General features: G+C 62.3%; 28 protein-coding genes. 13 read left to right on the top strand and 15 right to left on the bottom strand.

Annotated features, from left to right (window positions below):
* Positions 1-8: 8 nt before the first annotated feature.
* Complete coding sequence (locus ATY77_RS27280) at positions 9-998, top strand: aldo/keto reductase (RefSeq protein ID WP_088689622.1); 990 nt, start codon at positions 9-11, stop codon at positions 996-998.
* Positions 999-1,041: 43 nt separating this feature from the next.
* On the opposite strand, the gene maiA is transcribed toward ATY77_RS27280, so the two are convergent.
* The 5 genes from maiA to ATY77_RS27305 all read right to left on the bottom strand — a co-directional run bounded on the left by maiA (position 1,042) and on the right by ATY77_RS27305 (position 5,739).
* Positions 1,042-1,677 (bottom strand): maleylacetoacetate isomerase, encoded by a 636-nt coding sequence (gene maiA / locus ATY77_RS27285; RefSeq protein WP_088689623.1) that lies wholly within the window; start codon positions 1,675-1,677, stop codon positions 1,042-1,044.
* A gap of 230 nt (positions 1,678-1,907) precedes the next feature.
* Entirely contained in the window at positions 1,908-2,324 is a 417-nt protein-coding gene (locus tag ATY77_RS27290; RefSeq protein WP_088689624.1) for an organic hydroperoxide resistance protein, read from the bottom strand.
* A gap of 189 nt (positions 2,325-2,513) precedes the next feature.
* Entirely contained in the window at positions 2,514-3,836 is a 1,323-nt protein-coding gene (locus ATY77_RS27295; protein ID WP_088689625.1) for an ATP-binding protein, read from the bottom strand.
* Entirely contained in the window at positions 3,833-4,573 is a 741-nt protein-coding gene (locus ATY77_RS27300) for a response regulator (RefSeq protein ID WP_088689626.1), read from the bottom strand. Before ATY77_RS27300 ends, ATY77_RS27295 begins: the two co-directional genes overlap by 4 nt.
* A gap of 113 nt (positions 4,574-4,686) precedes the next feature.
* Entirely contained in the window at positions 4,687-5,739 is a 1,053-nt protein-coding gene (locus ATY77_RS27305; RefSeq protein ID WP_088689627.1) for an alpha/beta hydrolase, read from the bottom strand.
* A 344-nt stretch (positions 5,740-6,083) separates the two neighbouring features.
* Between ATY77_RS27305 and ATY77_RS27310 the strand changes: the two genes are divergently transcribed.
* Positions 6,084-7,859: a cytochrome c biogenesis protein DipZ gene (locus ATY77_RS27310; RefSeq protein WP_088689677.1), complete on the top strand. Its 1,776-nt coding sequence runs from the start codon at positions 6,084-6,086 to the stop codon at positions 7,857-7,859.
* A gap of 48 nt (positions 7,860-7,907) precedes the next feature.
* Positions 7,908-8,666, top strand: coding sequence for an alpha/beta hydrolase (locus ATY77_RS27315; RefSeq protein WP_088689628.1), 759 nt, complete (start codon positions 7,908-7,910; stop codon positions 8,664-8,666).
* Positions 8,667-8,792: 126 nt separating this feature from the next.
* Here ATY77_RS27315 and ATY77_RS27320 read toward each other — a convergent pair whose 3' ends face one another.
* Positions 8,793-10,946, bottom strand: coding sequence for an OmpA family protein (locus tag ATY77_RS27320; RefSeq protein ID WP_088689629.1), 2,154 nt, complete (start codon positions 10,944-10,946; stop codon positions 8,793-8,795).
* Between the two features lie 332 nt (positions 10,947-11,278).
* On the opposite strand from ATY77_RS27320, the gene ATY77_RS27325 reads away from it, so the two are divergent.
* From ATY77_RS27325 to ATY77_RS27340, 4 genes are all read left to right on the top strand, one after another.
* Positions 11,279-12,052: a transporter substrate-binding domain-containing protein gene (locus ATY77_RS27325; protein WP_088676111.1), complete on the top strand. Its 774-nt coding sequence runs from the start codon at positions 11,279-11,281 to the stop codon at positions 12,050-12,052.
* Positions 12,053-12,165: 113 nt separating this feature from the next.
* Positions 12,166-12,972 carry an ABC transporter permease gene (locus tag ATY77_RS27330; RefSeq protein WP_088676110.1) on the top strand — a complete coding sequence of 269 codons (807 nt, stop codon included), beginning with the start codon at positions 12,166-12,168 and terminating at the stop codon, positions 12,970-12,972.
* Complete coding sequence (locus ATY77_RS27335) at positions 12,969-13,799, top strand: ABC transporter permease (protein ID WP_088689630.1); 831 nt, start codon at positions 12,969-12,971, stop codon at positions 13,797-13,799. Before ATY77_RS27330 ends, ATY77_RS27335 begins: the two co-directional genes overlap by 4 nt.
* Before the next feature lie 158 nt (positions 13,800-13,957).
* Positions 13,958-14,224 (top strand): usg protein, encoded by a 267-nt coding sequence (locus ATY77_RS27340; protein ID WP_088681100.1) that lies wholly within the window; start codon positions 13,958-13,960, stop codon positions 14,222-14,224.
* Between the two features lie 10 nt (positions 14,225-14,234).
* On the opposite strand, the gene ATY77_RS27345 is transcribed toward ATY77_RS27340, so the two are convergent.
* Positions 14,235-14,960 carry a DUF2270 domain-containing protein gene (locus ATY77_RS27345; RefSeq protein ID WP_088689631.1) on the bottom strand — a complete coding sequence of 242 codons (726 nt, stop codon included), beginning with the start codon at positions 14,958-14,960 and terminating at the stop codon, positions 14,235-14,237.
* Positions 14,961-15,072: 112 nt separating this feature from the next.
* Here ATY77_RS27345 and ATY77_RS27350 point away from each other — a divergent pair, with 112 nt between their 5' ends.
* The 4 genes from ATY77_RS27350 to ATY77_RS27365 all read left to right on the top strand — a co-directional run bounded on the left by ATY77_RS27350 (position 15,073) and on the right by ATY77_RS27365 (position 17,490).
* Entirely contained in the window at positions 15,073-15,891 is an 819-nt protein-coding gene (locus tag ATY77_RS27350; RefSeq protein ID WP_088689632.1) for a methyltransferase, read from the top strand.
* A gap of 101 nt (positions 15,892-15,992) precedes the next feature.
* A complete protein-coding gene (locus ATY77_RS27355) occupies positions 15,993-16,679 on the top strand; it encodes a glutathione S-transferase family protein (protein WP_088689633.1) in 687 nt (228 codons plus the stop codon).
* Entirely contained in the window at positions 16,676-17,017 is a 342-nt protein-coding gene (locus tag ATY77_RS27360; RefSeq protein ID WP_088689634.1) for a metalloregulator ArsR/SmtB family transcription factor, read from the top strand. Before ATY77_RS27355 ends, ATY77_RS27360 begins: the two co-directional genes overlap by 4 nt.
* The gene (locus ATY77_RS27365) at positions 17,014-17,490 is read left to right on the top strand and encodes an SRPBCC family protein (protein WP_088689635.1); all 477 of its coding nucleotides are present in this window, start codon (positions 17,014-17,016) and stop codon (positions 17,488-17,490) included. The genes ATY77_RS27360 and ATY77_RS27365 overlap by 4 nt, the downstream gene beginning before the upstream one ends.
* A 10-nt stretch (positions 17,491-17,500) precedes the next feature.
* Here the strand turns inward: ATY77_RS27365 and ATY77_RS27370 are convergent, their stop codons facing one another.
* From ATY77_RS27370 to ATY77_RS27400, 7 genes are all read right to left on the bottom strand, one after another.
* Positions 17,501-17,953, bottom strand: a complete 453-nt coding sequence (locus ATY77_RS27370; RefSeq protein ID WP_088689636.1) for a DUF1801 domain-containing protein — start codon at positions 17,951-17,953, stop codon at positions 17,501-17,503.
* 32 nt (positions 17,954-17,985) lie between these two features.
* On the bottom strand, positions 17,986-18,456 hold the full coding sequence (locus ATY77_RS27375) for a DUF1801 domain-containing protein (RefSeq protein WP_088689637.1): 471 nt from the start codon (positions 18,454-18,456) through the stop codon (positions 17,986-17,988).
* 11 nt (positions 18,457-18,467) lie between these two features.
* On the bottom strand, positions 18,468-18,689 hold the full coding sequence (locus ATY77_RS27380; protein ID WP_088689638.1) for a hypothetical protein: 222 nt from the start codon (positions 18,687-18,689) through the stop codon (positions 18,468-18,470).
* Positions 18,690-18,739: 50 nt separating this feature from the next.
* Positions 18,740-19,150, bottom strand: a complete 411-nt coding sequence (locus tag ATY77_RS27385; protein WP_088689639.1) for an SRPBCC domain-containing protein — start codon at positions 19,148-19,150, stop codon at positions 18,740-18,742.
* On the bottom strand, positions 19,147-19,470 hold the full coding sequence (locus tag ATY77_RS27390; protein WP_088689640.1) for a metalloregulator ArsR/SmtB family transcription factor: 324 nt from the start codon (positions 19,468-19,470) through the stop codon (positions 19,147-19,149). The genes ATY77_RS27385 and ATY77_RS27390 overlap by 4 nt, the downstream gene beginning before the upstream one ends.
* 231 nt (positions 19,471-19,701) lie before the next feature.
* A complete protein-coding gene (gene ssuD, locus ATY77_RS27395) occupies positions 19,702-20,877 on the bottom strand; it encodes an FMNH2-dependent alkanesulfonate monooxygenase (protein ID WP_088689641.1) in 1,176 nt (391 codons plus the stop codon).
* Between the two features lie 368 nt (positions 20,878-21,245).
* Positions 21,246-21,617, bottom strand: a complete 372-nt coding sequence (locus ATY77_RS27400; RefSeq protein ID WP_088689642.1) for a hypothetical protein — start codon at positions 21,615-21,617, stop codon at positions 21,246-21,248.
* Positions 21,618-21,780: 163 nt separating this feature from the next.
* Here ATY77_RS27400 and ATY77_RS27405 point away from each other — a divergent pair, with 163 nt between their 5' ends.
* Positions 21,781-22,650, top strand: coding sequence for an NAD(P)-dependent oxidoreductase (locus ATY77_RS27405; RefSeq protein WP_088689643.1), 870 nt, complete (start codon positions 21,781-21,783; stop codon positions 22,648-22,650).
* Positions 22,647-23,330 carry a DNA alkylation repair protein gene (locus ATY77_RS27410; RefSeq protein WP_088689644.1) on the top strand — a complete coding sequence of 228 codons (684 nt, stop codon included), beginning with the start codon at positions 22,647-22,649 and terminating at the stop codon, positions 23,328-23,330. The genes ATY77_RS27405 and ATY77_RS27410 overlap by 4 nt, the downstream gene beginning before the upstream one ends.
* Before the next feature lie 95 nt (positions 23,331-23,425).
* Here ATY77_RS27410 and ATY77_RS27415 read toward each other — a convergent pair whose 3' ends face one another.
* Positions 23,426-24,322: a LysR substrate-binding domain-containing protein gene (locus ATY77_RS27415; protein WP_088689645.1), complete on the bottom strand. Its 897-nt coding sequence runs from the start codon at positions 24,320-24,322 to the stop codon at positions 23,426-23,428.
* Positions 24,323-24,712: the final 390 nt, after the last annotated feature.

Consider the following 24,712-nt stretch of genomic DNA (forward strand, 5'->3'; position numbering starts at 1 on the left):
AAACGGCGATGCAGAAGCGTCAACTGGGAAAGAGCGGACTTCAGGTCTCGGCCATCGGTCTCGGCTGCATGGGGCTGAGCTACGGTTACGGCCCGGCGACCGAACAGCGGGAAGCGATTGCGTTGATCCGCCAGGCTTTTGAACGCGGCGTCACCTTCTTCGACACCGCCGAGGCCTACGGACCCTATAAGAACGAAGAACTCCTGGGAGAGGCCCTGGCACCCTTCCGCAGCGACGTGGTGATTGCCACCAAATTCGGCTTCAACTTCGATGCCAATGGCGGCCAGAGCGGTATGAACAGTCGGCCGGAGCAGATCCGCGCGGTTGCCGATCAGGCGCTGAAGCGGCTGAAAACCGACGTCATCGACCTGTTCTACCAGCATCGTGTCGACCCTGACGTTCCGATCGAGGATGTCGCCGGCACCGTCAAGGCGCTGATATCAGAAGGCAAGGTCCGCCATTTCGGCCTCTCCGAAGCAGGCGCCCAGACCATCCGCCGTGCGCATGCGGTCCAGCCGGTCGCCGCGCTGCAAAGCGAATATTCGCTCTGGTGGCGCGAGCCCGAGCAGGAGATCCTGCCGGTGCTCGAAGAACTCGGCATCGGCTTCGTTCCGTTCAGCCCGCTCGGCAAGGGCTTCCTCACCGGCGCGATCAGCGATACGACCACCTTCGACAGCAAGGACTTCCGCAACATCGTGCCGCGGTTTTCCCAGGAAGCACGAAAAGCCAACCAGGCGCTTGTCGATCTTCTGGCGCAGATCGCCGCACGCAAGAAAGCCACCTCCGCCCAGGTCGCTCTCGCATGGCTGCTGGCGCAAAAGCCCTGGATCGTGCCGATCCCCGGCACCACCAAGCTGCATCGCCTCGAGGAAAATATCGCAGCCGCCGAGGTCGAACTGACCGCCGATGACCTTGCCAGCATCGAAAGCGCGCTGGCCACCATCAAGGTCGAAGGCGATCGTTACCCTCCGCATCTGCAGGCAAGGGTCAATCGGTGACAGGTGAGCGGCCGCACATTTGCGGCCGCTTTCTCATCGAAATTCATTTCCTCGGCGCCGGCGCATTCTCCTGAAAAGCCGGTATGGCCTCCAGCCTGCCGACAATCTCCGCAATATCAGGCCACCGGCCGAGATCGAAGCCCATGCGTCTTGCGCTGATCGCCTGCGGAAAGAGGAAGATATCGGCAATGCCAGGCCGGTCGCCGACGGCGAAGGCGCCTTGCCTGCGCCCGGCAATCATCGTCTCGACCGCGGCCATTCCCTCGCCGACCCAATGACGGCTCCAGGCGGCAACGGCGTCGGCATCGGCTTGGAAGGTAGCCTTCAGATGCAGGCCGATCCGCGGCGGCAGCAGCGCGTGGATCTCGGCTGCGATCGCCAGCGCGATCGAACGGGCCTGAGCCCTGCCTTCAGCCGTATCGGGCAGCAGCGGCGGCTCCGGCTGCACCTCGTCGAGATATTCGACGATCGCCAGCGATTGGGTGATGAGCTGGCCGCTGTCCGTCAGCAAGGCCGGCACCAGCCCCTGCGGGTTGACGCTGCGATAACCGGACTGCCGGCTCTCGGCTTCTTCACCGAGGATGCTGATCGGCAGCGCTTCCGCCGTCAGCCCCTTGAGCGCCAACGCGATCCGGACCCTTGAGGTCGCAGAGGAAATTTCGTTCTGGTAGAGTTTCACTGTCATTCTCCCGGCTGAATTCAGAAAAGCGGTTGCTCATGCGCAGAAGTAACCGCGGAAGCTGCCGTTACAAGTCCCGCAAGCGGCGATGGTTCGTGCGAGCTGATGTCGTAAATACAGGGGGCGGCGAAGACCGCAGCTGCCAGAACGGATATAATCAGCAATCTCATTGAAGCCTCCATCGGCGAAGCCCGGCCGGGCCTCGCCCTGTTTCCTTTCCGCTGCCGCCGTCAGGCAATGCTCAGCTCGACATGGATATTTCCGCGTGTCGCCTTCGAATACGGGCAGGTCCGGTGCGCCTCGTCGACAAGCGCCTTGGCGACATCCGGCTCGATGCCGGGCAGACTGACCTTGAGACGGGCCTGCAGAAAATAGTCACCGTCCGTCGTTCCGAGATCGACTTCGGCATTCACCGCGGCCTCTGTGGGAAGCCTGATCTTCAGCTTGCCGGCGGCAATGCCCATCGCACCGATGAAGCAGGCGGACCAGCCGGCGGCGAAAAGCTGCTCGGGATTGGTGCCGGGCCGCGCGCTGCCGGGAGGCGAGAGCTTGATGTCGAGCTGGCCGTCGTCGCTTTGCGAAGCGCCGTCGCGTCCGCCGGTGGTGCGGGTCTTGCCGGTATAGAGAACCTTTTCGATCTTGGTCATGGAAACACTCCGTAGATTGGCCGCTGAGGCGAGGAGATCGCTGCTGCGGCCGGGTTGACGAAGTGAGTTTTGACCGGCCGATATATCCTGCATGTTTCCGAAATCGACCGAAATGTCACAAAACGTAGCATCCGGCATCCGGGACATATTTGCGTACAAACCGCCGGAAAACCTCCGGCGGTCCCGAGATCACCGCAGGGTGACTTCCGCCGCCAGTCCGCCGCCGGGCCGATTATAGAGCCTGAGCGAACCGCCGAGCTTCGCCGTCAACTGCTGGGCGATCGCAAGGCCAAGGCCCGTGCCGCCGGTCTCGCGGTTGCGGGATTGCTCCAGCCGGAAGAACGGCTGCATGGCAGCTTCCAGCATATCGTCCGGAATCCCCGGCCCGCGATCCATGACCGATATGACGACCGCCTTTTCCGCGTTGTGCTCGACGCTGATCTCGGCGGAGCCTGCAAACTTCAGGGCATTGTCGATGAAGTTCGACAGGATGCGGCGTAGCGCATGCGGCCTGGTGAAGGCGGCGCCCTCAACCAGCCCGACGACCGTGACGGATTTCCCGGTGTCCTGATAGTCGTAGGCTATGCTGTCGATGAACGAGGAGAGATCGATCCGGGCGTTCTTTTCTCCGCTGCCGTGGGCGCTGCGCGCATAGGCAATGCCGTCCTGCACGAGGCGCTGGATCTCCGCGAGATCACTCACCAGCTTGTCCTTCTCGGGCGAATCCTCCGTCATGTCGGCGCGCAGCCGCATGCGGGTGATTGGCGTCTGCAGGTCGTGCGAGATCGCCGCCAGTATCTGGACGCGCTCTTCGAGATAATGGGCGATCCTCCCCCGCATCGCATTGAACGCCCTCGCCGCATGCGCGACTTCGCTCGGCCCCGTCTCACTCAAACCAGGACCGTTCCTATCGGGATCGAGCGCGTCCGCGGCGGCGGCAAGCTCTCCGAGCGGCCGGATCGCCAGACGCACCGCAAACCAGGCGCAGAGGATGAGCAGCGCCATCTGGACGGCGAAGACATAGGGTAGCCATTCCGCGATCGGCATGACGCCTCTCGGCGTCACATCGATGGTGAGCGGGCTGCCGTCGCTCAGCGTCATATGCGCCTGCAGCCGGTTCACCTCGCCCGGAATCCGTTCGATGCGGATCGGGAAGCGGTGCCTGACGGCCGCCTCTATCTTTCCCGCGATCTCCCTGCCCTTGCTGGAGGTGTCCGGCACGCCGGCGAGGCCGGGCCCAAGCTCGAAACGGTAGTTGCCGCGGCTCAGCCAATCCACGAGGTCGCCGCGCTCTTCCGGCGGCAGCCGGTCGAGAACGGCAACCGACGTTGCGACGTCGTTCTCCAGCGTGCCGAGCATCACCGCCTTGGCCGACATGTAGCGCTCCATGTAGAGAACGCTGAAGGAGAGCCCATAAGCCAGCGCCAGGCCGGTCAGCAGGATGAGAAAGATCCTCGACCGCAACGTCCTCGGCCACACCAGGCCCGGAAGCTTGGGGATCGCCGCCTTCATTGGCGCGGCTCCGAAATTTCGACCGGAACCGAGAAGACATAGCCTTCGCTGCGCACCGTCTTGATGTAGGTCGGCTCGCGCGCATCGTCTCCCAGGCGCTGCCGCAGGCGGCTGACGAGGAGATCGATCGAGCGATCGAAGAGCTCGGCGTCGCGCCCCTGCGTCAGGCTCAGAAGCTGGTCGCGGTTGAGCACCCGCTGCGTATGATCGATGAAGACGCGCAGCAGGCGGTATTCGGCGCCGCTCAGCGCAATCGCCGTCCCTTCCTTGTCGAGAAGGTGGCGAGCGACCGTATCGAGCCGCCAGTCACCGAAGGTCAGCAATTGTCCCGCCTCGCTGATCTGCAGGTTGGGCGGCAGCATGCGCGTGCGCCGCAGCACCGCCTTGATGCGGGCCAGCAGTTCGCGCGCGGCAAAGGGTTTGGCGAGATAGTCGTCGGCGCCCATCTCCAGCCCGAGGATCCTGTCCATTTCGTCGGTGCGGGCCGTCAGCATCAGGATCGGGATCGCCTTGTGCCGGCCGGCGCGCAGTTCGCGACACAGCACCAGCCCGTCGTCGCCCGGCATCATCACGTCGAGCACGATCAGGTCGACGGCATTGGCATCCAGAAAACTGCGCATCTGGCGCCCGTCCGCCGCAACGCTGGTCCTCAGGCCATTCTTCTGCAGATAGCCCGAGACCAGCTCGCGGATTTCACGATCGTCGTCGACGACCAGGATGTGATCGACATGATCCATATTTGCTCTTCCTCAACGATATGGCCGCGCCCACCGCCTCGTTCACGATACCGAAGCGCCAGACGCGACCTACGCATATTCCACTGGCCCGGGCAACGAGGCTCTGCCATCGATCAGAAACGATCGACGTCGATCACGGCTTGCGCAAAGGCCTGCGGCGACTCCTGCGGCAGGTTGTGACCAATGCCGCCGCCGATCGTGCGATGCTCGTATCTGCCGGAGAACTTTCCGGCATAGGCGGAGGGCTCGGGATGCGGCGCGCCGTTGGCATCGCCCTCCATGGTGATCGTCGGCACCGAAATCATCGGCAAGGCGGCAAGCCTCTTCTCATAGGCGTCGTACTTGGCCTCGCCTTCGACGAGCCCGAGGCGCCAGCGATAATTGTGAATGACGATGTCGACATGGTCGGGATTGTCGAAGGCGGCGGCGGATCTGTCGAAGGTCGCATCGTCGAAATTCCACTTCGGCGAAGCCGTCTGCCAGATGAGCTTTGCGAAATCATGGGTGTTGCTCGCATAGCCCAGTCGGCCGCGCTCGGTGGCGAAGTAGAACTGGTACCACCAGGCAAGTTCGGCCTTCGGCGGAAGAGGCTTCTCGTTGGCCGCTTGGCTGCCGATCAGGTAGCCGCTGACCGATACCATGGCCTTGCAGCGCTCCGGCCAGAGTGCAGCCATGATATTGGCGGTGCGCCCGCCCCAGTCGTAGCCGGCGATCACCGCCTTCGCGATCTTTAGCGCATCGAGCAGGGCGATCATATCGGCGGCAAGCGCCGAGGGCTGGCCGTTGCGCGCGGTCTTGTCATGCAGGAAGCGTGTCGTGCCGTAGCCGCGCAGATAAGGGATGATCACCCGGTAGCCGGCCGAGGCAAGCAGCGGGGCGACATCGACGAAACTATAGATGTCATAGGGCCAGCCGTGCAGCAGCAGCACCACAGGACCGTCCGCCTTTCCCGCCTCGGCATAGCCGATATCGAGTACATCGGTCTTGATCTGCTTCAGCGCTTCGAAGGACGTATGGGTTCCCCTCTTTACATCAGGCAAGGCCGCGGGCGAAGCCGGCGCGGTCTGGGCAGCGGCCGCGCCGGCCACGCCGAATTCGACCGCCGCAAGGGCGATGGCTGTCATGCCGAAAAAGCGGCGGCGTTCATGGTTGATTTGCTCTGACATCGGTCTTTCCTGTCGAATGGATCACGGCGCTCAGAAGACGTTCGGCTTGTATCGCCCGTATGTCATAAGCCGCGGTTTTTGAATGTAAATGTAAGCTCAGCCCACCGAGATACATTCTGATACAAATGCACTCCCTCAGGTCGAGCATTGCTGTGCGCCGCCGCCAGAGCGGACAAGCCCATTTGTATTCTTTTGTATCGCAGGCGCTCCAGCGCAATAGTTCGGTACATTTTCCCGCCAAACCAGACACATCGGAGATACCTCCGCCCGGCTACATCGCGCCGTTGCTGGTTCAGGCCCATCGCCGTCCAGAGCCCGATCAATCGGTTTCAAAGGAAACGATGATGACACTTCTGATCATTGCCTATCTCGGAGGTGTGCTGACCATTCTCAGCCCCTGCATCCTCCCCATTCTCCCCTTCGTCTTCGCCCGCGCCGGCCAGCCCTTCGTCAAAAGCACGCTGCCGATGCTGGCAGGCATGGCCGCCACTTTCGCGCTCGTTGCCACCCTTGCCGCGGTCGGCGGCAGCTGGGCCATCCGCGCCAATGAATATGGCCGTCTTGCCGCGATCGTCCTGCTCGCCCTCTTCGGTGTGAGCCTGCTGTCCCCGCGCTTTGCCAGCACCCTTGCCCGTCCGATCGTGGATCTGGGCAATAACCTCGTAAACGCCAGCGGCAGCGGACGCACGGCGCCGACGGTCAGGAGCGCCCTCATTCTCGGCGTCGCAACCGGCCTGCTCTGGGCGCCTTGCGCCGGCCCGATCCTCGGCCTCGTGCTGACGGGCGCTGCCTTGCAGGGCGCCAACCTCGAGACCAGCTTCCTGCTTGCTGCCTACGCAGCCGGTGCGGCAACCTCCCTTGCTGTTGCCTTGTCGGTCGGCGGAAAGATATTTGCCGCCATGAAGCGCTCGCTCGGTCTCGGTGATCGCATTCGCCAGGTGCTCGGCGCTGCCGTGCTCGCAGGTGTCGCCATCATCGCGCTCGGCCTCGACACCAGCCTGCTGTCCCGCCTCTCCTACGCCAGCACCGCGTCTCTGGAACAGGCCGTGCTCGACCGGCTGCATGCAAAGCCGCTCGACGGTGCCTCCTCCGAGGTCGCGAGCAACGACGCGACGATCGTAGCGGCCGATGCGAAGAAGCCCTTCCGCAGCGATCTCCCCGTCGAGGGTTCTGCGCCCTCGCTCGATGGCGCGGTCGAATGGCTGAACTCCAAGCCCCTGAGCAACGAAGAGCTGCGCGGCAAGGTCGTTCTCGTCGACTTCTGGACCTATTCCTGCATCAACTGCATTCGCACGATCCCCTACACCAAAGCCTGGGCGGAAAAATATGCCGATCAAGGTCTCGTGGTGATCGGCGTCCACGCTCCGGAATTCGCCTTCGAAAAGAAGATCGACAACGTCAAAAGCGCGATCAGCGACTTCAAGATCGGCTATCCCATTGCCGTCGACAACGACTACAAGATCTGGCGCGCCTTCGAGAACAGCTACTGGCCTGCCGCCTACCTGATCGATGCCAAGGGCCAGATCCGCTACCACCACTTCGGCGAAGGCAATTACGGCACGACCGAGAAGGCCATTCAGGACCTGCTCCGCGAGGCCGGCAGCGAAATGAAGGCAAGCGCGCCCGTAGCGCCGGATGCCAAGGGCGTGGAAGCCGGGCCCGATCTCGGCAACATCCGCTCCGGCGAGACCTATCTCGGCTATGAGCAGGCGACGAACTTCAGCTCACCCGAGGGGCTGCAGGCGAATGCTCCGCAGAACTACTCGATCAGCGAGCCGGGCCTCAATGGCTGGGGCCTGTCGGGAACCTGGACTGTTGGCAAGGATCAGGCAACACTCGATCAGGCAGGCGGCGGCATCACTTATCGCTTCAGCGCCCGTGACCTGCATCTCGTTCTCGGGCCTGGCGATGAAGCTAAACCGGTCCGCTTCCAGGTGAAGATCGACGGCAAGGTTCCGGGTGCAGACCACGGCTCCGATATCGCTGCCGATGGCAACGGCACCGTCACCGCGACCAGGCTTTACCAGCTCGTGCGCCAGTCCGGCACCGTCACGGCCCGCAACTTCGAAATCCGCTTTCTCGATCCCGGCGTCCAGGCCTACGCCTTCACCTTCGGCTGAGCCCGTTCTCCATCCAGAACTTCAACATCGACCATAAGGAGTGACCCCATGAACAAGCATCTGACTTTCATCACAGCTCTTGCCTTTGCAACCGCCGGAATCGCGTTCGCAGCCGAGGCCGCCGCGGTCAAGAACATCGTGATCGTCCACGGCGCGCTGGCCGACGGATCGGGATGGCGCAAGGCGACCGAAATTCTGGAAAAGCGCGGCTTCAACGTCACCATCGTCCAGGAACCCCTCACCTCGCTCGATGACGACGTGGCGGCGACGAAACGGGTTCTGGACCTCCAGGAAGGACCGACGCTGCTCGTCGGCCACAGCTATGGCGGCATGGTGATCACGCAGGCCGGCAACGATCCCCATGTCGCGGGCCTCGTCTATGTCGCCGCCTTCCAGCCCGACAGAGGCGAAAGCCTGCTGAGCCTCGCCAGCTCGAAGCCGGCCGGCAGCATGGACATCAAGGAAACGAAGGACGGCAAATATCTCTATCTCGACCCCGCCGCCTTCGCGGCGGCTTTCGCCGCCGACCTCCCCAAAGCCGAGACCGACTTCCTGGCAAAATCGCAGGTCTTCGCCTCGAAACAGGCCTTCGCGGCCAAGATCGCGGAGCCGGCATGGCGCACGAAACCAAGCTGGTCGATCGTCGCCACCGAGGATCGCTCCATCAACCCCGAGCTCGAACGCGACATGGCGAAACGCGCCGGCAGCGAAGTGACCGAGATCAAGTCCAGCCACGCCGTCTTCGCATCCCAACCGGAAAAAGTCGCCGACGTCATCGAAAAGGCGGCCAGAAAAGCCGGCGAGTAGAACCGGCAGGATGGGGGCGGCAGGTCTCGAAGCCCGCATGCCGTCCCCATCCAACTTTTGTCCCCATCGAGTATTGGGACAGCCAGTCCAATTGCCCCTCCCCACGAATGGAGAGGGGCAAATCGTTTACTGCTTGGCGGCGACCGGGCGGACCAGCGGCGTGACGCGGCGGATGGTGACGCGGCGGTTTTCCTGTTCCGGGCCTGAAGTAGTGACCTTCAGGTAGCGCTCGCCATAGCCCTGCGTCGCCAGGTTTTCCGGCGCGATGCCGTAGACGTCGGAGAGTACGTTGGCGACCGATTCCGCCCGCTGGTCGGAGAGGATCAGGTTGCTCTGGTCGGAGCCGACCGCATCCGTATGGCCTTCGATCAGGAAGGTCTCGCTCGGATCCTTCTCCAGCACCTGGTTGATCGCGTCGGCGACCTTGCGTAGCGTGCGCGCCTGGGTCATCGGGATGTCGGCGCTGCCGGTGGCGAAGGTGATCGTATCGAGATCGATGCGGCGCACCTTGTCGCGAATACGAGCGGAATACTTCACCTCGTCAAGCGAATAGACACGCTCCACCTGCTCGACGGGCGGCTCGCTCAGGAACTCGTAATAATCCCGGTCCGGCTCGCTGCTCGTGTCGATGATATAGTCGTTGAGCGGCACGCGAAGCCGCATCGGCGGCAGATCGGCGCCCGGATCCTCGAAGTAGTCGCGATCCGGATCCTCGTAGAGATCGGGCGAGTAGTAGAGCACATATTCACGCCCCCGGGCATCGACGCGCGACCGCTGGATGATGTCGCCATAGCGGTTGCGGATCGTGACGATGCGATAGCCCTCCGGCCGCGTGATGGTCTCGCGGTAGCGATCGCGGGACAGCTCCTCGTAGATCGGCCGCTCGCCGTCGCGCAGGAACCGTCTGTCGTCGTCGCTGCGCACGATCACCTGATTGTTGTACTGGATGATCACGCGGTTGTCGTCGGTGCGGTCGTCGATCCGAGCGCCTTCGGGACGGGCAAATTGCGGCCGCGTATCGAGCCTCGTGCCCCTCTCGCTGGTTACAGCCTCGAGCTTGACGGTCGGCGCCGCAGCGGCAGCGGCCTGCGCATCGGCGTCCGAGGTCGGCAGCTTCACCTCCTGGCTTTCGGCGCGCAGCTTGTCGCGGTCGCGGCGGCCCTCCCGCCCCTTGCTGCGGTCGGCATCCTTGTCGCTGTCGAGCACGGCCGCGCCGTTCTCGACCGGCAGCACGACGGTTTCGCTGCTCTTGGCCGGATCTTCGGCGATCTTCTTGCGGCGTTCGAGTTCCTCGGGAGAAACCTTTTCCGGTGCCGGAATCGCCTGCTCCACCTGCTGTCCGCCGGTGGCATCCGGCGCCGGCTGGGCCGTGTCGGTGGCGGGCGCAGCCGGCTTTTCACCAGCAGGCTGCTCGGCACTGGGCTGCTCGGCGGCAGGCTTTGCAGCCGTGCCGTGGGCGGGCTTTTCGGCGGGCGCAGCTTCCGGGGCCGCCGCCTTGTCTTCGGTTGCCTTCTCCGCGGGTGCGGCAGCCTCGCCCTTCTTAGGCTTCTTCGCGGCAGGAGTTTCCGCCGTGGGTTTTACCTCCGGCTTGGCTTCCGGCTTGGTTTCAGGCGTGGCCTGTTGCTCGGCCGGCGTTACCGCCTCGGGAGCGGCAGTTTCGGTCTTCGCCTTGGCCTTATCTCGGCCCTTCTTGCCGCCTTCGGGTTTCGCCTCGGGCTGCGCCTGTTCCGTCTCCGGCTGGGCTTCCTTGGCGGCCGGCTGCTGCTCGGGCTCCGGCTGGGCCTCCGGCTCGGCCTGTTTCTTCGGCTTTCTCGGTTTTTCCTGCGTTACCGGCTGCTGCTCCTGTTGGGGCTCGGCTTCCGGCTTCGCCTCCGGCTGGGCTTCCTTCTTGGCTTTGCGCTCGGGCTTGCTTTCGGCCTGCGGTGCCGGCTCTTCCTTCGGCGCGGCTTCGGCCTTCGGCGGCTCCGGCTCTGCCTTGGGTTCCGGCGCTTCCTTGCGCTCGGCCTTCGGCTTCTCGGCGGGCGCCTCCTTCGGCTGTTCCGCGGCCGGCGCCTGTTCAGCCGGAGCCTCCTCCTTCTGCTTGCGCTTCTTCTTCAAGAGCTCTTCCTCGGAAGGCGCATCCTGCGCCACTTCGAAGCTGCCCTGTTCGATCTGCCGCACGGCCGCGGGCTCAGTCCCGACGCTGCGCGCGGCAGCCATGGCGGTGGCCGGCTGGAAGGCCAGCGTGAGGGAAAGCAGCGGGAAAGCTGCGCTCGCGAATAGATTTGATTTCTTGCCCATCGGGTTTCCTCGATCCTGTTTGAGCTTCCTGAAGGCCGACAGGCCCTGGTTCCGCCCCTAGCGACGCATTGAGGCGAAACGGCGAAATGGCTAAGCGCCAATCCGCCGATTTGTTCCGGTTCTAGGAAGCCGGGGATTAACCTCACGTGAATGTTGCGGTCTGCCGCCGTTCATCTCACGCGCTATCCGCATCGAAAATTGCCGGGGAATTTCTGTTGCATTTCCATGAAAAAAAGTCTGATTATCGCCGCAAGGCGGTGTCCCGGCACCGTTGAACAGCAGCCGTCAGCCACGAGAAAAAAGCGCGACGGCTACCAACAGAGAGGATCCTCATGCAAATCTCCACTCGTATCATCGCGGCAGCATCGATCGCGGCGATGTCCCTCTTTGCCGGCTCGGCCATGGCCGACGGCGAGAAATATGTGATCGGCACCGATTCGACCTACCCGCCCTTCGAATTCGTTGATGCCAGCGGCACCATTCAGGGCTTCGACATCGATATCACCAAGGCGCTCTGCGCCGAGATGAAGGCCGAATGCAGCTTCGTCAGCACCGATTGGGACGGCATCATTCCGGCTCTCAACGCCAAGAAGTTCGACATGATCGTCTCGTCCATGTCGATCACGCCTGAGCGCCTCAAGCTCGTCGACTTCTCCAACAAGTACTACAACACCCCGCCGGCGATCGCCGTGCCGAAGGACTCGACGATCACGGATGTCGCCGGCCTCAAGGGCAAGGTGATCGGCGCGCAGACTTCCACGACGCATGCCAACTACGCCGAGAAGCACCTCGCCGACACCGAACTGAAGCTCTATCCGACGGCCGACGAATATAAGCTCGACGTTTCCAGCGGCCGTGTCGATGCCGTCATCGACGACGTCGTCGTGCTCTCCGAATGGGTCAAGTCCGACGCCGGTTCCTGCTGCAAGATCCTGTCGACCCTGCCGGTCGACAAGGAAATCAACGGCGAAGGCGCCGGCATCGCCATCCGCAAGGGCGATCCGCTGAAGGAAAAGCTCAACACGGCGATCGCTGCGATCCGCGCCAGCGGCGAGTACAAGAAGATCCAGGACAAGTACTTCGATTTCGACGTTTACGGCGACTGAGAAATTCGGTATCTGGCCGATCAAGCGAATGGCGGAAGGCTTGCTCTTCCGCCATTTTTGTTTGACAAAGGTGGCAAGATCAAAACGGCAAAAGCCGTGAGGGGAATTCCGGCATGGGCGGATTGTTTTCCGCGCTTGGCTCCTTCTGGAGCGCACTTGTGCACATTTTCGATCCGCTATGCGGACCCGTCGGCATCTTCACCTGGTTGGGTCAGTCGACGGTGCTTGCCTGCGGCGACACCGGCTGGGGCGACGAGATCGCCCTTGGTCTCCAGGTCACCGTATCGGTGGCGATCGTCACCCTGCCGATCGGCCTCGTCATCGGCTTCCTCGTGGCGCTCGGCCAGCAGTCGGAAGAAAAGTCGCTGCGGCTCGCCACCGGCATCTACACGACGATCTTCCGCGGCCTGCCCGAGCTTCTGACGCTCTTCATCATCTATTACGGCATGCAGATGCTCATCCAGTCTCTTCTGGAGCTTGCCGGCTATGACGGGCCGCCGATCGAAATCAATGCATTCCTTGCCGGCGTGATCGCGCTTTCGGTCGTCTTTTCCGCCTATTGCTCGGAAGTGCTGCTGTCGGCCTTCCGCGCCATTCCCAAGGGCCAATATGAGGCCGGAGACGCGCTCGGCCTGCATCGCGGCCGCACGTTGCGGCTCGTCGTTCTCCCGCAGCTTATCCGCATTGCGCTTCCCGGCCTGACGAACCTCTGGATGGTGCTTTTAAAGGACACATCCTACGTCTCGATCATCAGCTTGGCGGATATCCTGCGCCAGACGAATGTCGCCGTGCGCGTGACCAAGGAACCCTTCTTCTTCTATGGCATCGCCTGCTGTCTCTATCTGGTGCTTGCCATCCTCTCCTCCTTCCTGCTCGCCTATGTAGACCGCTGGGCCAAGCGTTCGGAGGTCCGCCGATGAGTTACGCCGAAACATTGATCCCGCCCCAGCCCGCGCCCCGCCAAGCGGCAAAACCGATGACGGCGACGCGCCTCGCCGGTTACATCCTCGTTGCGATCTGGGCATTATTTGCAGCGCTGCTGATCTTCACCGTCATCAATGGCTGGGATCTGGAGAAGTTCACTCGCTATGGGCCGCGTTATCTGCACGGCCTCTGGGTGACGCTGAGCCTCGTTGGCATTTCGGTCGTCTGCGGCGCCGTGCTGTCGCTGCCGCTTGCCATGGCGCGCCTGTCGAAGAACAAGGCGCTGAACTGGCTCTCCTACGGCTATATTTATTTCTTCCGCGGCACGCCGCTGCTTGCCCAGCTCTTCCTGGTCTATTACGGCCTTGGCGTGTTCCGGCCGCAGTTGGAAGCCGTCGGCCTCTGGTGGTTCTTCCGCGACGCCTGGTATTGCGGCCTCCTCGCCATGACGATCAACACCGCGGCCTATCAGGCGGAGATCCTGCGCGGTGCGATCGAAAGCGTGCCGCACGGCCAGCGCGAGGCAGCCGCAGCCCTTGGCATCCACAAGGCCATTGCCTTCCGCAAGATCATCCTGCCGCAGGCCTTCATCGTCGCACTGCGCCCCTACGGCAACGAGATCATCCTGCTGATCAAGGGCTCGGCGGTCGTCGCCATCATCACCGTGCTCGATTTGATGGGCGAGACCCGCTACGCTTTCTCCCGCACTTTCGACTACCAGACCTATCTCTGGGCGGCGATCTTCTACCTCACCATCGTCGAAGCGCTGCGCCATCTCTGGGCGTGGATCGAGCGCCGGCTGACGCGGCACCTGAAACGCTGAACGGACTGGCAGCACTCGCCACACGATGCTGCCAAGCCATTGAAACTAAAAAGAATATCTCTTTTTCAATGCATCCGTTAAGCTTGCGTTAACCATTCGCGTGCTTCCATTTCACGTAGCACTAATAAAGCGCAAGTGGGAACGAGAAGCTGAATACGATGCACAAGGACATGGAAAAGCAACTGCAGGGCTATGGTCTGACGACCGCCCAGATCCTCTACCACCTGCCGGACCACCCGGCGATCCTGCAGACCTACGTCTGGCAGGATTACGACCTCGCCCCCGATTTTCCCGAGATGCGCGGCTTCCTGAAGTTCTGGCAGGAAAAGCTCGATGGGCCGCTTCATTCGGTGCGCTATGTCCACCGCAAGCTGATCTCGGCCACCGAGTGGCGGGCGCTGAAGGGCGAGTTCATCCTGCACTGATCTGAGCGCGTCAGACATGCGCCTCGCCGTGGCCGAATTCGCCTTCGTCGCGGTCCGGGCGCAGCGCGAAGCCGAGGATGCCAAGGTAGAAGATGACGACGCCGATGATGACGGCAAGGCCGGGAATCGGCCCGAGCACGGCATTGTCGATGACATAGGTCCATGACTGCGCCTGCAGTGCCGGCATGCCCTCCGTCTGCAGTTTCGGCGTCGTGATCTTCAGGCACCAGGCCAGAAACAGGATGAAATACATCCAGCCGTAATTGCGCTTGAGCCGACGGTGCATCGCTTCATGATAGCTGAGCAAAAAGCGCGGCTTGCGCAGGCTGCTCGCGATGACCGTGGCCCATTCGCCGCCGGCCGCCGCGTCTGGGGCCAGGATCTGCGCGAAATAGCTTCGTTCGATCTGGCGGATGCGGGCGCGGTAGATATCGAAGAAGCGGTAGCGCCGCGCCTCGATCATCAGAAGCAGCGTCACCAGCATGATCCCGAACAACAGCACGCCGTGATGCGAAGTCGGCGTCGACAGCGACACGGAGAGCAGCGCCGCCACCACGGTGATCGCCCAATTGGACGTCCGGTCGATGCGGTCCCGCCAGCTCGTCATCCGCCCGAGTTCGCCGCGATAATAATGACTGAGCGTATTGGTGATCTCGCCCGGGGTGCCTGGCAAAAGCAGGGGGCGGGCGCCCTCTCCTTCCCATGCAGATGGCGTTCTGTCTTCCTCCACTTTCATGGCATTTCTCCCTTCGTCTTCTTTTCAGCCATTCTGCGCCCGTCGCCGCGCCATTGCAAAACGTCGAAAGCCGCCTTAGAGCCATGCCTGAAACAGAAGGATGTGGACCGCTATGGCGAAGAAGATCGACGAAGAAGCCCTTGGCGAGGCCTATAACCGCGCGCTGGCATTGGAAAAGGCCGGCGACATCGACGCAGCGGTGGCAGCCTATGAGGAAGTCCTGGCGATCGATCCCGACGATCACGGCGGTGCCGCCGTGCGCATCGCCGCGATGGGCCGCGGCGAAATCCCGGTCAAGGCGCCCGATGCCTATGTCGAGACCCTGTTCGATCAGCATGCCGAAGTCTTTGAGGACGTGCTCGTCGAGCAGCTCGGCTATCACGTGCCGATGCTGGTGCGCCAGCGCCTGCAGGCGCTGAAGCTCGGGCCGTTCAAACGGCTGCTCGATCTCGGCTGCGGCACGGGTCTCACCGGCGGCGCGCTGCGCGACCTTTGCGAAGACATGACCGGCATCGACATTTCCGAGAACATGGTCGAGATCGCTCACGAGAAGGATCTCTACGAGACGCTCTTCGTCGCCGAAGTCGAGGATTTTCTCGACGACAACGACGAGGAAGCCTTCGACATCATCACCGCCACGGATGTGCTGCCTTATCTCGGCGCGCTCGAACCGCTGTTCTTCGGCGCCGCCGAAAACCTGACGCCGGGCGGCCTGTTCATCTTCTCCTCCGAAACCCTCTCCGAGGAGATCCTCGCCGGTCGCGCCTACATGGTCGGCCCGCATCAGCGCTTCGCCCATGCCGATGCCTATGTGAGGGAACGCCTGACCGCCACCGGTTTCGAACTCGTCGAGATTTCGGATATCAACGTGCGCATGGAAGACGGCCATCCGACGCCCGGCCATCTGGTGATCGCCCGACATATAGGCTGAGGGAATAGTTTCCCGAACGGCGAAGTATTCGTTGCGCGGCGCTCGCTGATCTGATACTTAGTCGATCAGTAAAGTTTTCACTCAACAGGAAAGGTCGTCCCATGTCGCTCGTGCTCTATGGGCATCCGCTCGCCTCCTTCTGCCATAAGGTGCTGATCGCGCTCTATGAGAACGGGACACCCTTCGAAAATCGTCTCGTCGATCTATCCGACGAGGCTTCGCGCGCCGATCTCTTCCGCTTCTGGCCGCTTGGCAAGATGCCGTTGCTCAGGGATGAGGCGCGTGACAGCACCATTCCCGAAACCTCGATCATCATCGAATATCTCGACCATTATTATCCTGGCGCCGCTTCGCTGCTGCCGCTGGAAATCGACCGGGCGCTGCAAGTCCGCCTCTGGGACCGCTTCTTCGACAACTATGTCCAGGTGCCGATGCAGACCATCGTCAGTCATCACAGGCGTCCCGTGGGCAAGGCGGATGAAATCGAGGTCGCCGCCTGCAGGACGACGCTTGCCACCGCCTATGCGATGATCGAAAAGCAGCTCGGCGAGAGCCCATGGATAACGGGCGAAACCTTCACTATGGCCGATTGCGCCGCGGCCCCCGCCCTCTTCTACGCCGAGACCCTGGTCCCGTTCTTGGAGGACCAGCCGAAGCTTCGCGCCTACTACGACGGGCTTCTGGCGCGCCCGTCCTTTGCAAGGGCGCTGGAAGAGGCCCGCCCCTATTTCAAGTTCTACCCCTATCATGAGCGGCTGCCCGCCCGCTTCCGGGATGCCGCGGGATGATCGACAGTCAGGCGGATCTCGACCGCATGTTTCACGCGCTTTCCGACCGCAGCCGCCGCGGCATGATCGACCGGCTCGGCCGCGGTCCGGCCTCCGTCACCGAACTCGCCGCCCCGCTCGCCGTCGCCTTGCCGACGGTGATGAAACATTTGCAGGTGCTGGAAGACAGCGGCCTCGTGCTCTCGGAAAAGTCCGGCCGGGTGCGGACGTACCGTCTCCAGCAGGATGCGCTTGCCGCCGTTGAGCGCTGGGTGGAACACCGAAAGAGCCGCTGGAATGCCGCCTTCGACAGGCTGGACCAATTTCTCGCCGATGAAACGGAGACCCTTCCCGAATGACGACACGCTCCGCCGAACACACCACCTTCGTCATCGAGCGCCGCTTCAAGGCGCCGGTCTCCCGTGTCTTCCGCGCCTGGTCGGTGCCGGAATCCAAGCGTCAATGGTTTGCCTGCCATGGTGACTGGACGCCGCTGGAATACACGCTCGATTTCAGACCGGGCGGCGCGGAAAGGAACCACGTCGCCGACACCGACGGGCTTCTGCACGCCTATGACGCCCACTATCTCGATATCGTGCCGGATAGCCGCATCATCTATGCCTATGAGATGAAGCTCGGCGAAACCCGCATTTCCGCCTCGCTCGCCACCGTCGCCTTCGAAGCCCGAGCCAAGGGCACCAGGATGCTCTTCACCGAGCAGGTGGTCTTCCTCGACGGCTACGCCGACAACGGCGCCCGCCTCCAGGGCACGAAAATCGGCCTCGACAATCTCGAACTGTTTCTCGAGCGCGAGACGAGCCCGATCCACTAGACCCAGAGTCTCAGCCGCTTGCCTTCTTCCGCGCGCTGCCCGCCTTCGCTGACATGTTCAGCGCGGCAGCGGCGCGAATGAGCGCCTTCAACGCATCCTCATTGATCTCGTCGCCCTCATGGAAATCGATGGCGCGCCGGGTATTGCCTTCCAAGCTGGAATTGAAAAGCCCCGCGGGGTCCTCCAGCGCAGCACCTTTGGCGAAGGTGAGCTTCACCGCGCTCTTGTAGGTTTCGCCGGTGCAGATAATGCCGCCGCGCTCCCACACCGGAACCCCTCGCCACTTCCATTCCTCGACCACCTCGGGCTCGGCCTGCTTGATGAGCGCCCGAACCCGGGCGAGCACTTCGCCGCGCCAATCCTTGAGCTCGTCGATCCTCGCATCGATCAGTTGCGAGGGAGTAGCTCCTCCATTTTTGTCGCCGGACTCGGTCTTCGTCATGATTGCAGTCGCTTTCCTCATCTTATCGCTTCCCATTCTCGCCATCGATGGCTTTACATCCGTTCGCCGGGCAAACGGCTTGCCTGCTCCACCCAGGAGGCGATCTGCGCCTCGTCGAAGGGATCGTCCTCGCGGATATCGAGGTATCGCACCTCCTTCTGCTTGGACTCGCCCGGTGGCAGCGGATCCAGCGATGCGCCCTTGAAGAAGGCCACCTTGATGTATTTCGTGAAGCAGTGGATACCGAGGAACCAGCCCTCTCCTTCCATGCCATAGAAAGGCGAGTTCCACTTGACCGCCTTGGAGACGCCGGGCACGATACGGGTGATAAGCACATCGAGGCGGCGCCCGATATCGCTTTTCCAGCCCGGCATGGCGGCGATATAGGCCTGCACGGGCGCATCGCCATAGCCTTTGGGGATCTGCGGGTTTCCGCCGGAAAGAAGCCTTGGCTGCGCGGCGGTCGGTTTGGCGACCGTCTTTTTTGTGACCTTCTCCGCGTTCTTCGGCACTCTGCCCGCCATAGCGTTTCCTCCTATCCGCCGGTGCGTCCCATGTCGCGCCGTTTCGCGGCATAGGGCAGTACGAACAAATAAAGACCGGTAACGAGAAGCAGAACGAGCGGCACCAGCGCCAGGACTCCAACCCAGACGGCCGATCTCTCCTGCAGCATGGCGATGATATTGATGGTGACGGCCAGCGTAAAGGCAATGGACAGCCAACGATGGACCTGCCGAAACCAGTTGTTCCAGTTCAACGACGATTCCTCCTCAAAAATCAGCCGGCTTTCCTCCTCCGGCTAAGACCTCACTCCACCCCTGCCAGCACCTGTTCCAGCTTGTCGAAGAACTGCGGCCAGCCGCTCCTGGCGCCGCCATAAGCCTGCCGCTGATCCTGCCGGAAGCCCGCTTGCTCCATGCGCAGATGTGTGCCCGCATTCGTCGGCGTAAGCGTCCAGGTAACGATGGTTTCGAGGCCGTAAGCGCCCCACGTATATGCCAGCGTCTTGTTCGGCTCGACCTCCAGCACCCGGCAATCGACGGAGCCCCAATCCGCATTGAAGTTGAAGCGATGGTCGACGACCGGCTTGAAGTCGCTCTTCATCAGCCACTCCGCGATCAGATGCGGCTGCGTCAGCGCCCGCCAGATCTTTTCGGCCGGAAAAGGCATCACCCTTTCGATGACGACGGAGCGGGTTTCGGTCGAGATTTCGGTCATTGATCCATCCTCTTCAGCAAATCTTCGAGAGCGTCGAAACGGCTTTGCCAGAAGCTTGCCATCTCGCTGGTCCAGTCGACCAGCGGCGCCAACGCCCCGAGCTGCGCGCTATAATGCGTCTGCCGGCCTTCGTGCCGATCGCGCACCAGCCCGGCCTGCTTCAGGATTCCGAGATGCTTTGAAACGACCGGCTGCGAAACTCCGGCGCGCGCCGTCAACGCCCCAACCGTCTTCTCCCCCTCCCGGCACAAACGCTCAAAAAGCGCCCGCCGGGTCGGATCGGCAAGTGTTCTGAACAGCACGTCATGAGCGTCCGACATCTGGAATTCATACCTCTTCAGCTATGAATTGACGTATAGCCACAGAGGTATGAATGAGTCAAGCACCAAACCGCAAGCGAGCTCGCGAGCGGATACAGCGATCCGAAACGTACGGAACAGGCATAGCTCATCGGCTATGTGGATGAGACTATCTCACTATGCCATGATAACAAAATGCCGGAAGCCGCAGGTGGCTTCCGGCAATGTCAGGCACTGCAGTCTCGTTTGATCTCAGGAACCGGAGACGACTTTCAGGTTGCCGCCATGGCTGCCGCCTGCAAAAACCTGCTTGCGGCCGAACTCGTTGTTGAAAGCCAGGCGCTGCTGTTCGCGGGTGATGCCGAGTTCGGGGAACAGCAGCTCGGCGACGCGATAGGCTTCTTCGAGATGCGGATAGCCTGAGCCGATCACCGTATCGATGCCGATTTCCTGATATTCGGCAAGGCGCGCGGCCACCGTCTTCGGTGACCCCACAAGCGCCGTGCCGGCACCGGCGCGCACCAGGCCGACGCCAGCCCAGAGGTTCGGCGACACCTCGAGTTTGTCGCGGCGGCCTCCGTGAAGGGCGGCCATGCGCTTCTGGCCGACCGAGTCGGATTCATGGACGAAGCGCTCCTGCGCCTCGCGGATCGTATCGTCGTCGAGATGGCGGATCAGCCGCTCAGCCGCCTCCCATGCCTCCTCGTCGGTTTCGCGCACGATGAAATGCAGGCGGATGCCGAAAGTCACCTCGCGGCCGCGCTCGGCGGCCGCCTTGCGTACCTTGGCGACCTTCTCCGCCACCTGCGCCGGCGGCTCGCCCCAGGTCAGGTACTTGTCGACCCGGCCAACGGAAAAATCGATGCCGGCATCCGACGAACCGCCGAAATAGAGCGGCGGGCGCGGGTTCTGCACCGAGGGAAAGCCAAGGCGCGCATTGGTCGCCTTGATATATTTGCCGTCAAAGCTAGCCGTTCCCTTGTCCAGCAGCTCCTCGAAGACGGTGAAGAACTCCTCGGCGTGGGCATAACGCTCGTCATGCTCGAGATGAATGCCGTCGCCGGCAAGCTCGGCCGGGCTGCCGCCGACAACGATGTTGAGCAGCAGGCGGCCGTTGGAAATGCGGTCGAGCGTCGTGGCCAGGCGTGCGTAATAGGCGGGCGATGCGGTGCCCGGACGGATCGCCACCAGGAACTGCAGCTTTTCGGTCTTGGCGGCAAGGGCGGCGGCCGTCACAAAGGATTCTTCGCAAGCAACCCCGGTCGGCAGCAGCACGCCGGAATAGCCGAGCCGGTCGACGGCCTGGGCGATCTGGGTGAGATAGCCGATCTCGGGCGCCCGGTTGAGTTCCGAGGAGCCGAGATAGGTGCCGTCGCCCGATGTCGGGATGAACCAGAGGAAATTAATGGGATCGGTGGTGGCGGTCATGGAAAGCGTCCTTTGCTGCGAAATTCGAAGATCAGCGCGCGCGATGAGCCGGCTCTCGGCGAGAGAAATGCGGCAGGAGATGCGCGCACACCGCCGCCGCGGTTGCGGCGTGGAGCATGTCGGATCCCTGTCTGCGCGTGAGCATCTAAAAATGTCCTGTCGGTCGATGGCGGCTGCGAGGCTCGTTTAGAGTCTGCCTCCAATCGCTAAATATTGACATAGACTAGAGATTATATCGATAATATCAATTTGCCATTCTTGTGCGCTTCGCGGAATAATTTTCCGCGTTTTATCTCATGAGGGACCTGCCCATCCCTGCCCGCTCAATTTTGCTCGAAATCACCACCACAGCGCTATCGGCGCGCCTGCTACGGCTCCCGGCGTTCGGCCGCCAACTGCTGGCGAATGAAGTCGGGACCGCCCGCGAGCCGTTTCGCCAGCAGGCTCGCCGGATCGACCATGCGCCAATAAGGCGTCACCATCGAAGCCGGTTCGCCCTTCTCCAGCGCGCCGAAGGAGAATTCCGCGATCGCACGCAAATGCCGCTGCACCGTCACCGGGCAACAGGCGTCCGCTCCATATTTGGCCGCGAGTTGACGGCGGACGAGACCAGCTTCGGTGAAGACACCTTCAGGCGCTGATCGGATCTGCTCTACGACCATCTGCTCGGATGGAATAAGCATCGATTGCATTCCGTTGCGGCCTTTGCGCCGCGGCTTGATCGTCGGAATCTCGCTCATGTCACCCTCGGGACCAACCATGCTCTCGTCCCATCTAGGGCTCGGTCGAATGCTGACCAGCCTCACACGCATCAATCGGAAGGAAGTCCGTGTTCCCGCCTTTTCTGCTTCCGCTGTTTCGGTTAATCCTCAGGGCCTCACACTCTGGATAAGGATAGGACATATGGCAAAAGTCGCGTTCATCGGTCTCGGCGTCATGGGCTTCCCCATGGCAGGGCATCTGAAGACGAAGGGCGGCCACGATGTCACCGTCTATAACCGCACGCCCGAGAAAGCCGCCGCCTGGGCCGAAAAATTCTCCGGCAAGTCGGCCCCCACCCCGGCCGAAGCCGCCGCCGGCGCCGATTTCGTCTTCGTCTGCGTCGGCAATGACGACGATCTCCGCTCGGTGACATCGGGCGAAAATGGCGCCCTGCACGGCATGAAGCCCGGCTCGGTGCTGATCGACAATACCACGGCCAGCGCCGAGGTCGCCCGCGAACTTTACGCCGCCGCCAAGGAAAAAGGCGTCGATTTCATTGACGCCCCAGTTTCCGGCGGCCAGGCCGGCGCCGAAAACGGCGTCTTGACGGTCATGTGCGGCGGCGACCAAGCCGTCTTCGAACGTGCCCGGCCGGTGATCGACGCCTATGCCCGCATGGTCGGCCTGATGGGCCCGGCCGGTTCCGGCCAGCTGACCAAGATGGTCAACCAGATCTGCATCGCCGGCCTCGTCCAGGGACTTTCCGAAGCGCTGCATTTCGGTAAGCGCGCCGGCCTCGATATCGAAAAGGTCGTCGAGGTGATCTCGAAGGGCGCGGCCGGCTCCTGGCAGATGGAAAACCGCCACAAGACCATGAATGCGGGCAAATATGATTTCGGCTTCGCAGTCGACTGGATGCGCAAGGATCTCGGTATCGTACTGACCGAGGCTCGCAGCAACGGCGCCAAGCTGCCGGTCACCGCCCTCGTCGACCAGTTCTACGGCGATGTTCAGGCGATGGGCGGCAGTCGCTGGGACACGTCTTCGCTGCTTGCCCGTCTGGAAAAATGATCGGCCCCTCCTCCAGTGCAGCCGAGTTGATCGCGCATCTCGAAACGCTGCGCTCGGAGGAGAATGTCGCCGCCATGGCGCGCTTCGGTATCGTGACCGACCGCGCGCTCGGCATTTCCAATCCCGACCTCCGGGCCGTCTCCAGGCAGGCAAAGAAGGATCACCTCAGGGCGATGGAGCTCTGGCGGAGCGAGATCCGCGAAGCCCGCCTGCTCGCTCTCTACACAGCCGAGCCGAAGCGGCTGACGAAGGACGAAGCCAGACACTGGGCCGATGATTTCAATTCCTGGGAGATCGTCGATTGCGCCGCCGACCTCTTCGTCGAGGCCCGGCTGGACGAGCTCATCTGGCTATTCGCCGCCGACGAGCGCCAATTCGTGCGCCGCACCGCCTTCGCGATGATCGCCGGCGCCGCCGTCCACCGGAAGAAGGAGTCCGATGCGGCCATCCTCGGCTTTATGCCGCTGATCGAAGCCCATTCGGACGATGCCCGCAACTTCGTGCGCAAGGCCGTCAACTGGGCATTGCGCAGCATCGGCAAGCGCAATCTCGCCTGCCACGCGCCGGCACTGGCGCTCGCAAAGGTTCTGGCGGAAAGCCCCGATAAAACCGCCCGCTGGATCGGCAAGGATGCCGTCAGGGAACTCGGCGACGAAAAGCTGCTGGCGCGGTTGAGATAAAGCAAGTCACGCAAAAAGCACGGGGAGTGTATCCGAGAGATCGTGACGTGCTTGAGGGTGAACGCCGGCCAATGCTGCGGCCCTCCACCTCTTCTTCAATGAGGCCTGGATTTTTCAACGAGGAAATCGATCAGCACACGCACCGCCGGCGGCATGCCCTTGGCCGTGGTGAAAACGATGTAGAACTCGCTCTCCTCCGACTGCCACTCGGGCAGCACCCGCACCAGCTTGCCGGCCTGAAGGTCGTTCTCGCAGGCGCTTTCGAGCAGAAGCCCGAATCCGAGGCCGGCGCGGGCCGCGTCGAGGATGGCGGTCATGCTGCGGCAGGTGAGTCGCGGCTGATGCCGAATCACCTGTTTGGCGCCATTCGGGCCAATCAGTTCCCAGGTATGGAACGACACCCATGACGTCATCGCCAGCGTCGGCAGATCGGCGAGTTCTTCCACGTCAGTTATGCCGCCGACGCGCTCGATCAGCGAGGGACTTGCGACGAGAATGCGCCGCGCCCGATCGAGCTTGCGCATCGTCAGGCTCGTCTGCGTCTCCGGCTCGTTGGTTGCCCTCACCTCAAGGTCGATACGTTCGTTGATGAGGTCTGCGCGCCGTTCTGAACCGATAATCTGCAGCTTGATCTTCGGATAGCGTTCGAGGAATTCAGGCAGGATACCTCCGACGGAAATATCGACAAGGCCGAGTGGGCAACCCATTCGCACCACGCCCTGCGGATCGGACTGAGCTTCGGTGACGATCGACTTGGCGCGATCGGCCTCCTGCAGGATGGTCTGGCATCGCTCATAAAAAGCCTGGCCGATCTCTGTCACCCGGAAGTGACGGGTCGAACGCTCTATCAGCCTCGCGCCAAGTCCTTCTTCAAGCCGGCTGACCCGCCTGCTCAGTTTCGAACGTGGTATCTTGAGATCGCGGCTTGCAGACGCAAAACCACCGCTGGAGACGACGGCGGCGAAGTAATAGTAGTCGTTGAGATCGTCCATAAGTACAAGCTGCCCGAGAGTAGAAATGAAGAGCGGCCCCCCTGCAGGGTTGTATCCGCTCCCCGGGAAAGCTGTGATCACATTGTCGGCATCGAACCTTCTTCTGGCGACCTGTTGCGGCAAAGCCAGCCGATAGCGATTGGCACGCGGCTTCGCAGCCTCGTTCGGCATAATGATGCTATGGCTTCGAAATTGAAAAGAGACGGTCTTAGGGGCGGCAGGCATGATGCCGACGTGCGATACGCCACGCCGGTTCGTCTCATCTGCGAAGGCTCCGTAGAAGGATGCCTTGAAAAATGTAGGGGAAAAACGCTGCAAGGACGGTCCGGCAGGGAAGACCGGACCCGTCCCCGTAGCTGATCGGAGGTCACTCGGATCAGAAACTGATTT

It is taken from the genome of Rhizobium sp. R634, from assembly GCF_002211305.1.
Classification (GTDB): domain Bacteria; phylum Pseudomonadota; class Alphaproteobacteria; order Rhizobiales; family Rhizobiaceae; genus Rhizobium.

Excerpts from the sequence above, each read along its gene's own strand:
- ATY77_RS27280 (WP_088689622.1), top strand. The coding sequence starts at position 9 with ATGCAGAAGCGTCAACTGGGAAAGAGCGGACTTCAGGTCTCGGCCATC.
- ATY77_RS27290 (WP_088689624.1), bottom strand. The coding sequence starts at position 2,324 with ATGACCAAGATCGAAAAGGTTCTCTATACCGGCAAGACCCGCACCACC.
- ATY77_RS27295 (WP_088689625.1), bottom strand. The coding sequence starts at position 3,836 with ATGAAGGCGGCGATCCCCAAGCTTCCGGGCCTGGTGTGGCCGAGGACG.
- ATY77_RS27300 (WP_088689626.1), bottom strand. The coding sequence starts at position 4,573 with ATGGATCATGTCGATCACATCCTGGTCGTCGACGACGATCGTGAAATC.
- ATY77_RS27305 (WP_088689627.1), bottom strand. The coding sequence starts at position 5,739 with ATGTCAGAGCAAATCAACCATGAACGCCGCCGCTTTTTCGGCATGACA.
- ATY77_RS27310 (WP_088689677.1), top strand. The coding sequence starts at position 6,084 with ATGACACTTCTGATCATTGCCTATCTCGGAGGTGTGCTGACCATTCTC.
- ATY77_RS27315 (WP_088689628.1), top strand. The coding sequence starts at position 7,908 with ATGAACAAGCATCTGACTTTCATCACAGCTCTTGCCTTTGCAACCGCC.
- ATY77_RS27320 (WP_088689629.1), bottom strand. The coding sequence starts at position 10,946 with ATGGGCAAGAAATCAAATCTATTCGCGAGCGCAGCTTTCCCGCTGCTT.
- ATY77_RS27325 (WP_088676111.1), top strand. The coding sequence starts at position 11,279 with ATGCAAATCTCCACTCGTATCATCGCGGCAGCATCGATCGCGGCGATG.
- ATY77_RS27330 (WP_088676110.1), top strand. The coding sequence starts at position 12,166 with ATGGGCGGATTGTTTTCCGCGCTTGGCTCCTTCTGGAGCGCACTTGTG.
- ATY77_RS27335 (WP_088689630.1), top strand. The coding sequence starts at position 12,969 with ATGAGTTACGCCGAAACATTGATCCCGCCCCAGCCCGCGCCCCGCCAA.
- ATY77_RS27340 (WP_088681100.1), top strand. The coding sequence starts at position 13,958 with ATGCACAAGGACATGGAAAAGCAACTGCAGGGCTATGGTCTGACGACC.
- ATY77_RS27345 (WP_088689631.1), bottom strand. The coding sequence starts at position 14,960 with ATGAAAGTGGAGGAAGACAGAACGCCATCTGCATGGGAAGGAGAGGGC.
- ATY77_RS27350 (WP_088689632.1), top strand. The coding sequence starts at position 15,073 with ATGGCGAAGAAGATCGACGAAGAAGCCCTTGGCGAGGCCTATAACCGC.
- ATY77_RS27355 (WP_088689633.1), top strand. The coding sequence starts at position 15,993 with ATGTCGCTCGTGCTCTATGGGCATCCGCTCGCCTCCTTCTGCCATAAG.
- ATY77_RS27360 (WP_088689634.1), top strand. The coding sequence starts at position 16,676 with ATGATCGACAGTCAGGCGGATCTCGACCGCATGTTTCACGCGCTTTCC.
- ATY77_RS27365 (WP_088689635.1), top strand. The coding sequence starts at position 17,014 with ATGACGACACGCTCCGCCGAACACACCACCTTCGTCATCGAGCGCCGC.
- ATY77_RS27370 (WP_088689636.1), bottom strand. The coding sequence starts at position 17,953 with ATGAGGAAAGCGACTGCAATCATGACGAAGACCGAGTCCGGCGACAAA.
- ATY77_RS27375 (WP_088689637.1), bottom strand. The coding sequence starts at position 18,456 with ATGGCGGGCAGAGTGCCGAAGAACGCGGAGAAGGTCACAAAAAAGACG.
- ATY77_RS27385 (WP_088689639.1), bottom strand. The coding sequence starts at position 19,150 with ATGACCGAAATCTCGACCGAAACCCGCTCCGTCGTCATCGAAAGGGTG.
- ATY77_RS27390 (WP_088689640.1), bottom strand. The coding sequence starts at position 19,470 with ATGTCGGACGCTCATGACGTGCTGTTCAGAACACTTGCCGATCCGACC.
- ssuD (WP_088689641.1), bottom strand. The coding sequence starts at position 20,877 with ATGACCGCCACCACCGATCCCATTAATTTCCTCTGGTTCATCCCGACA.
- ATY77_RS27400 (WP_088689642.1), bottom strand. The coding sequence starts at position 21,617 with ATGAGCGAGATTCCGACGATCAAGCCGCGGCGCAAAGGCCGCAACGGA.
- ATY77_RS27405 (WP_088689643.1), top strand. The coding sequence starts at position 21,781 with ATGGCAAAAGTCGCGTTCATCGGTCTCGGCGTCATGGGCTTCCCCATG.
- ATY77_RS27410 (WP_088689644.1), top strand. The coding sequence starts at position 22,647 with ATGATCGGCCCCTCCTCCAGTGCAGCCGAGTTGATCGCGCATCTCGAA.
- ATY77_RS27415 (WP_088689645.1), bottom strand. The coding sequence starts at position 24,322 with ATGGACGATCTCAACGACTACTATTACTTCGCCGCCGTCGTCTCCAGC.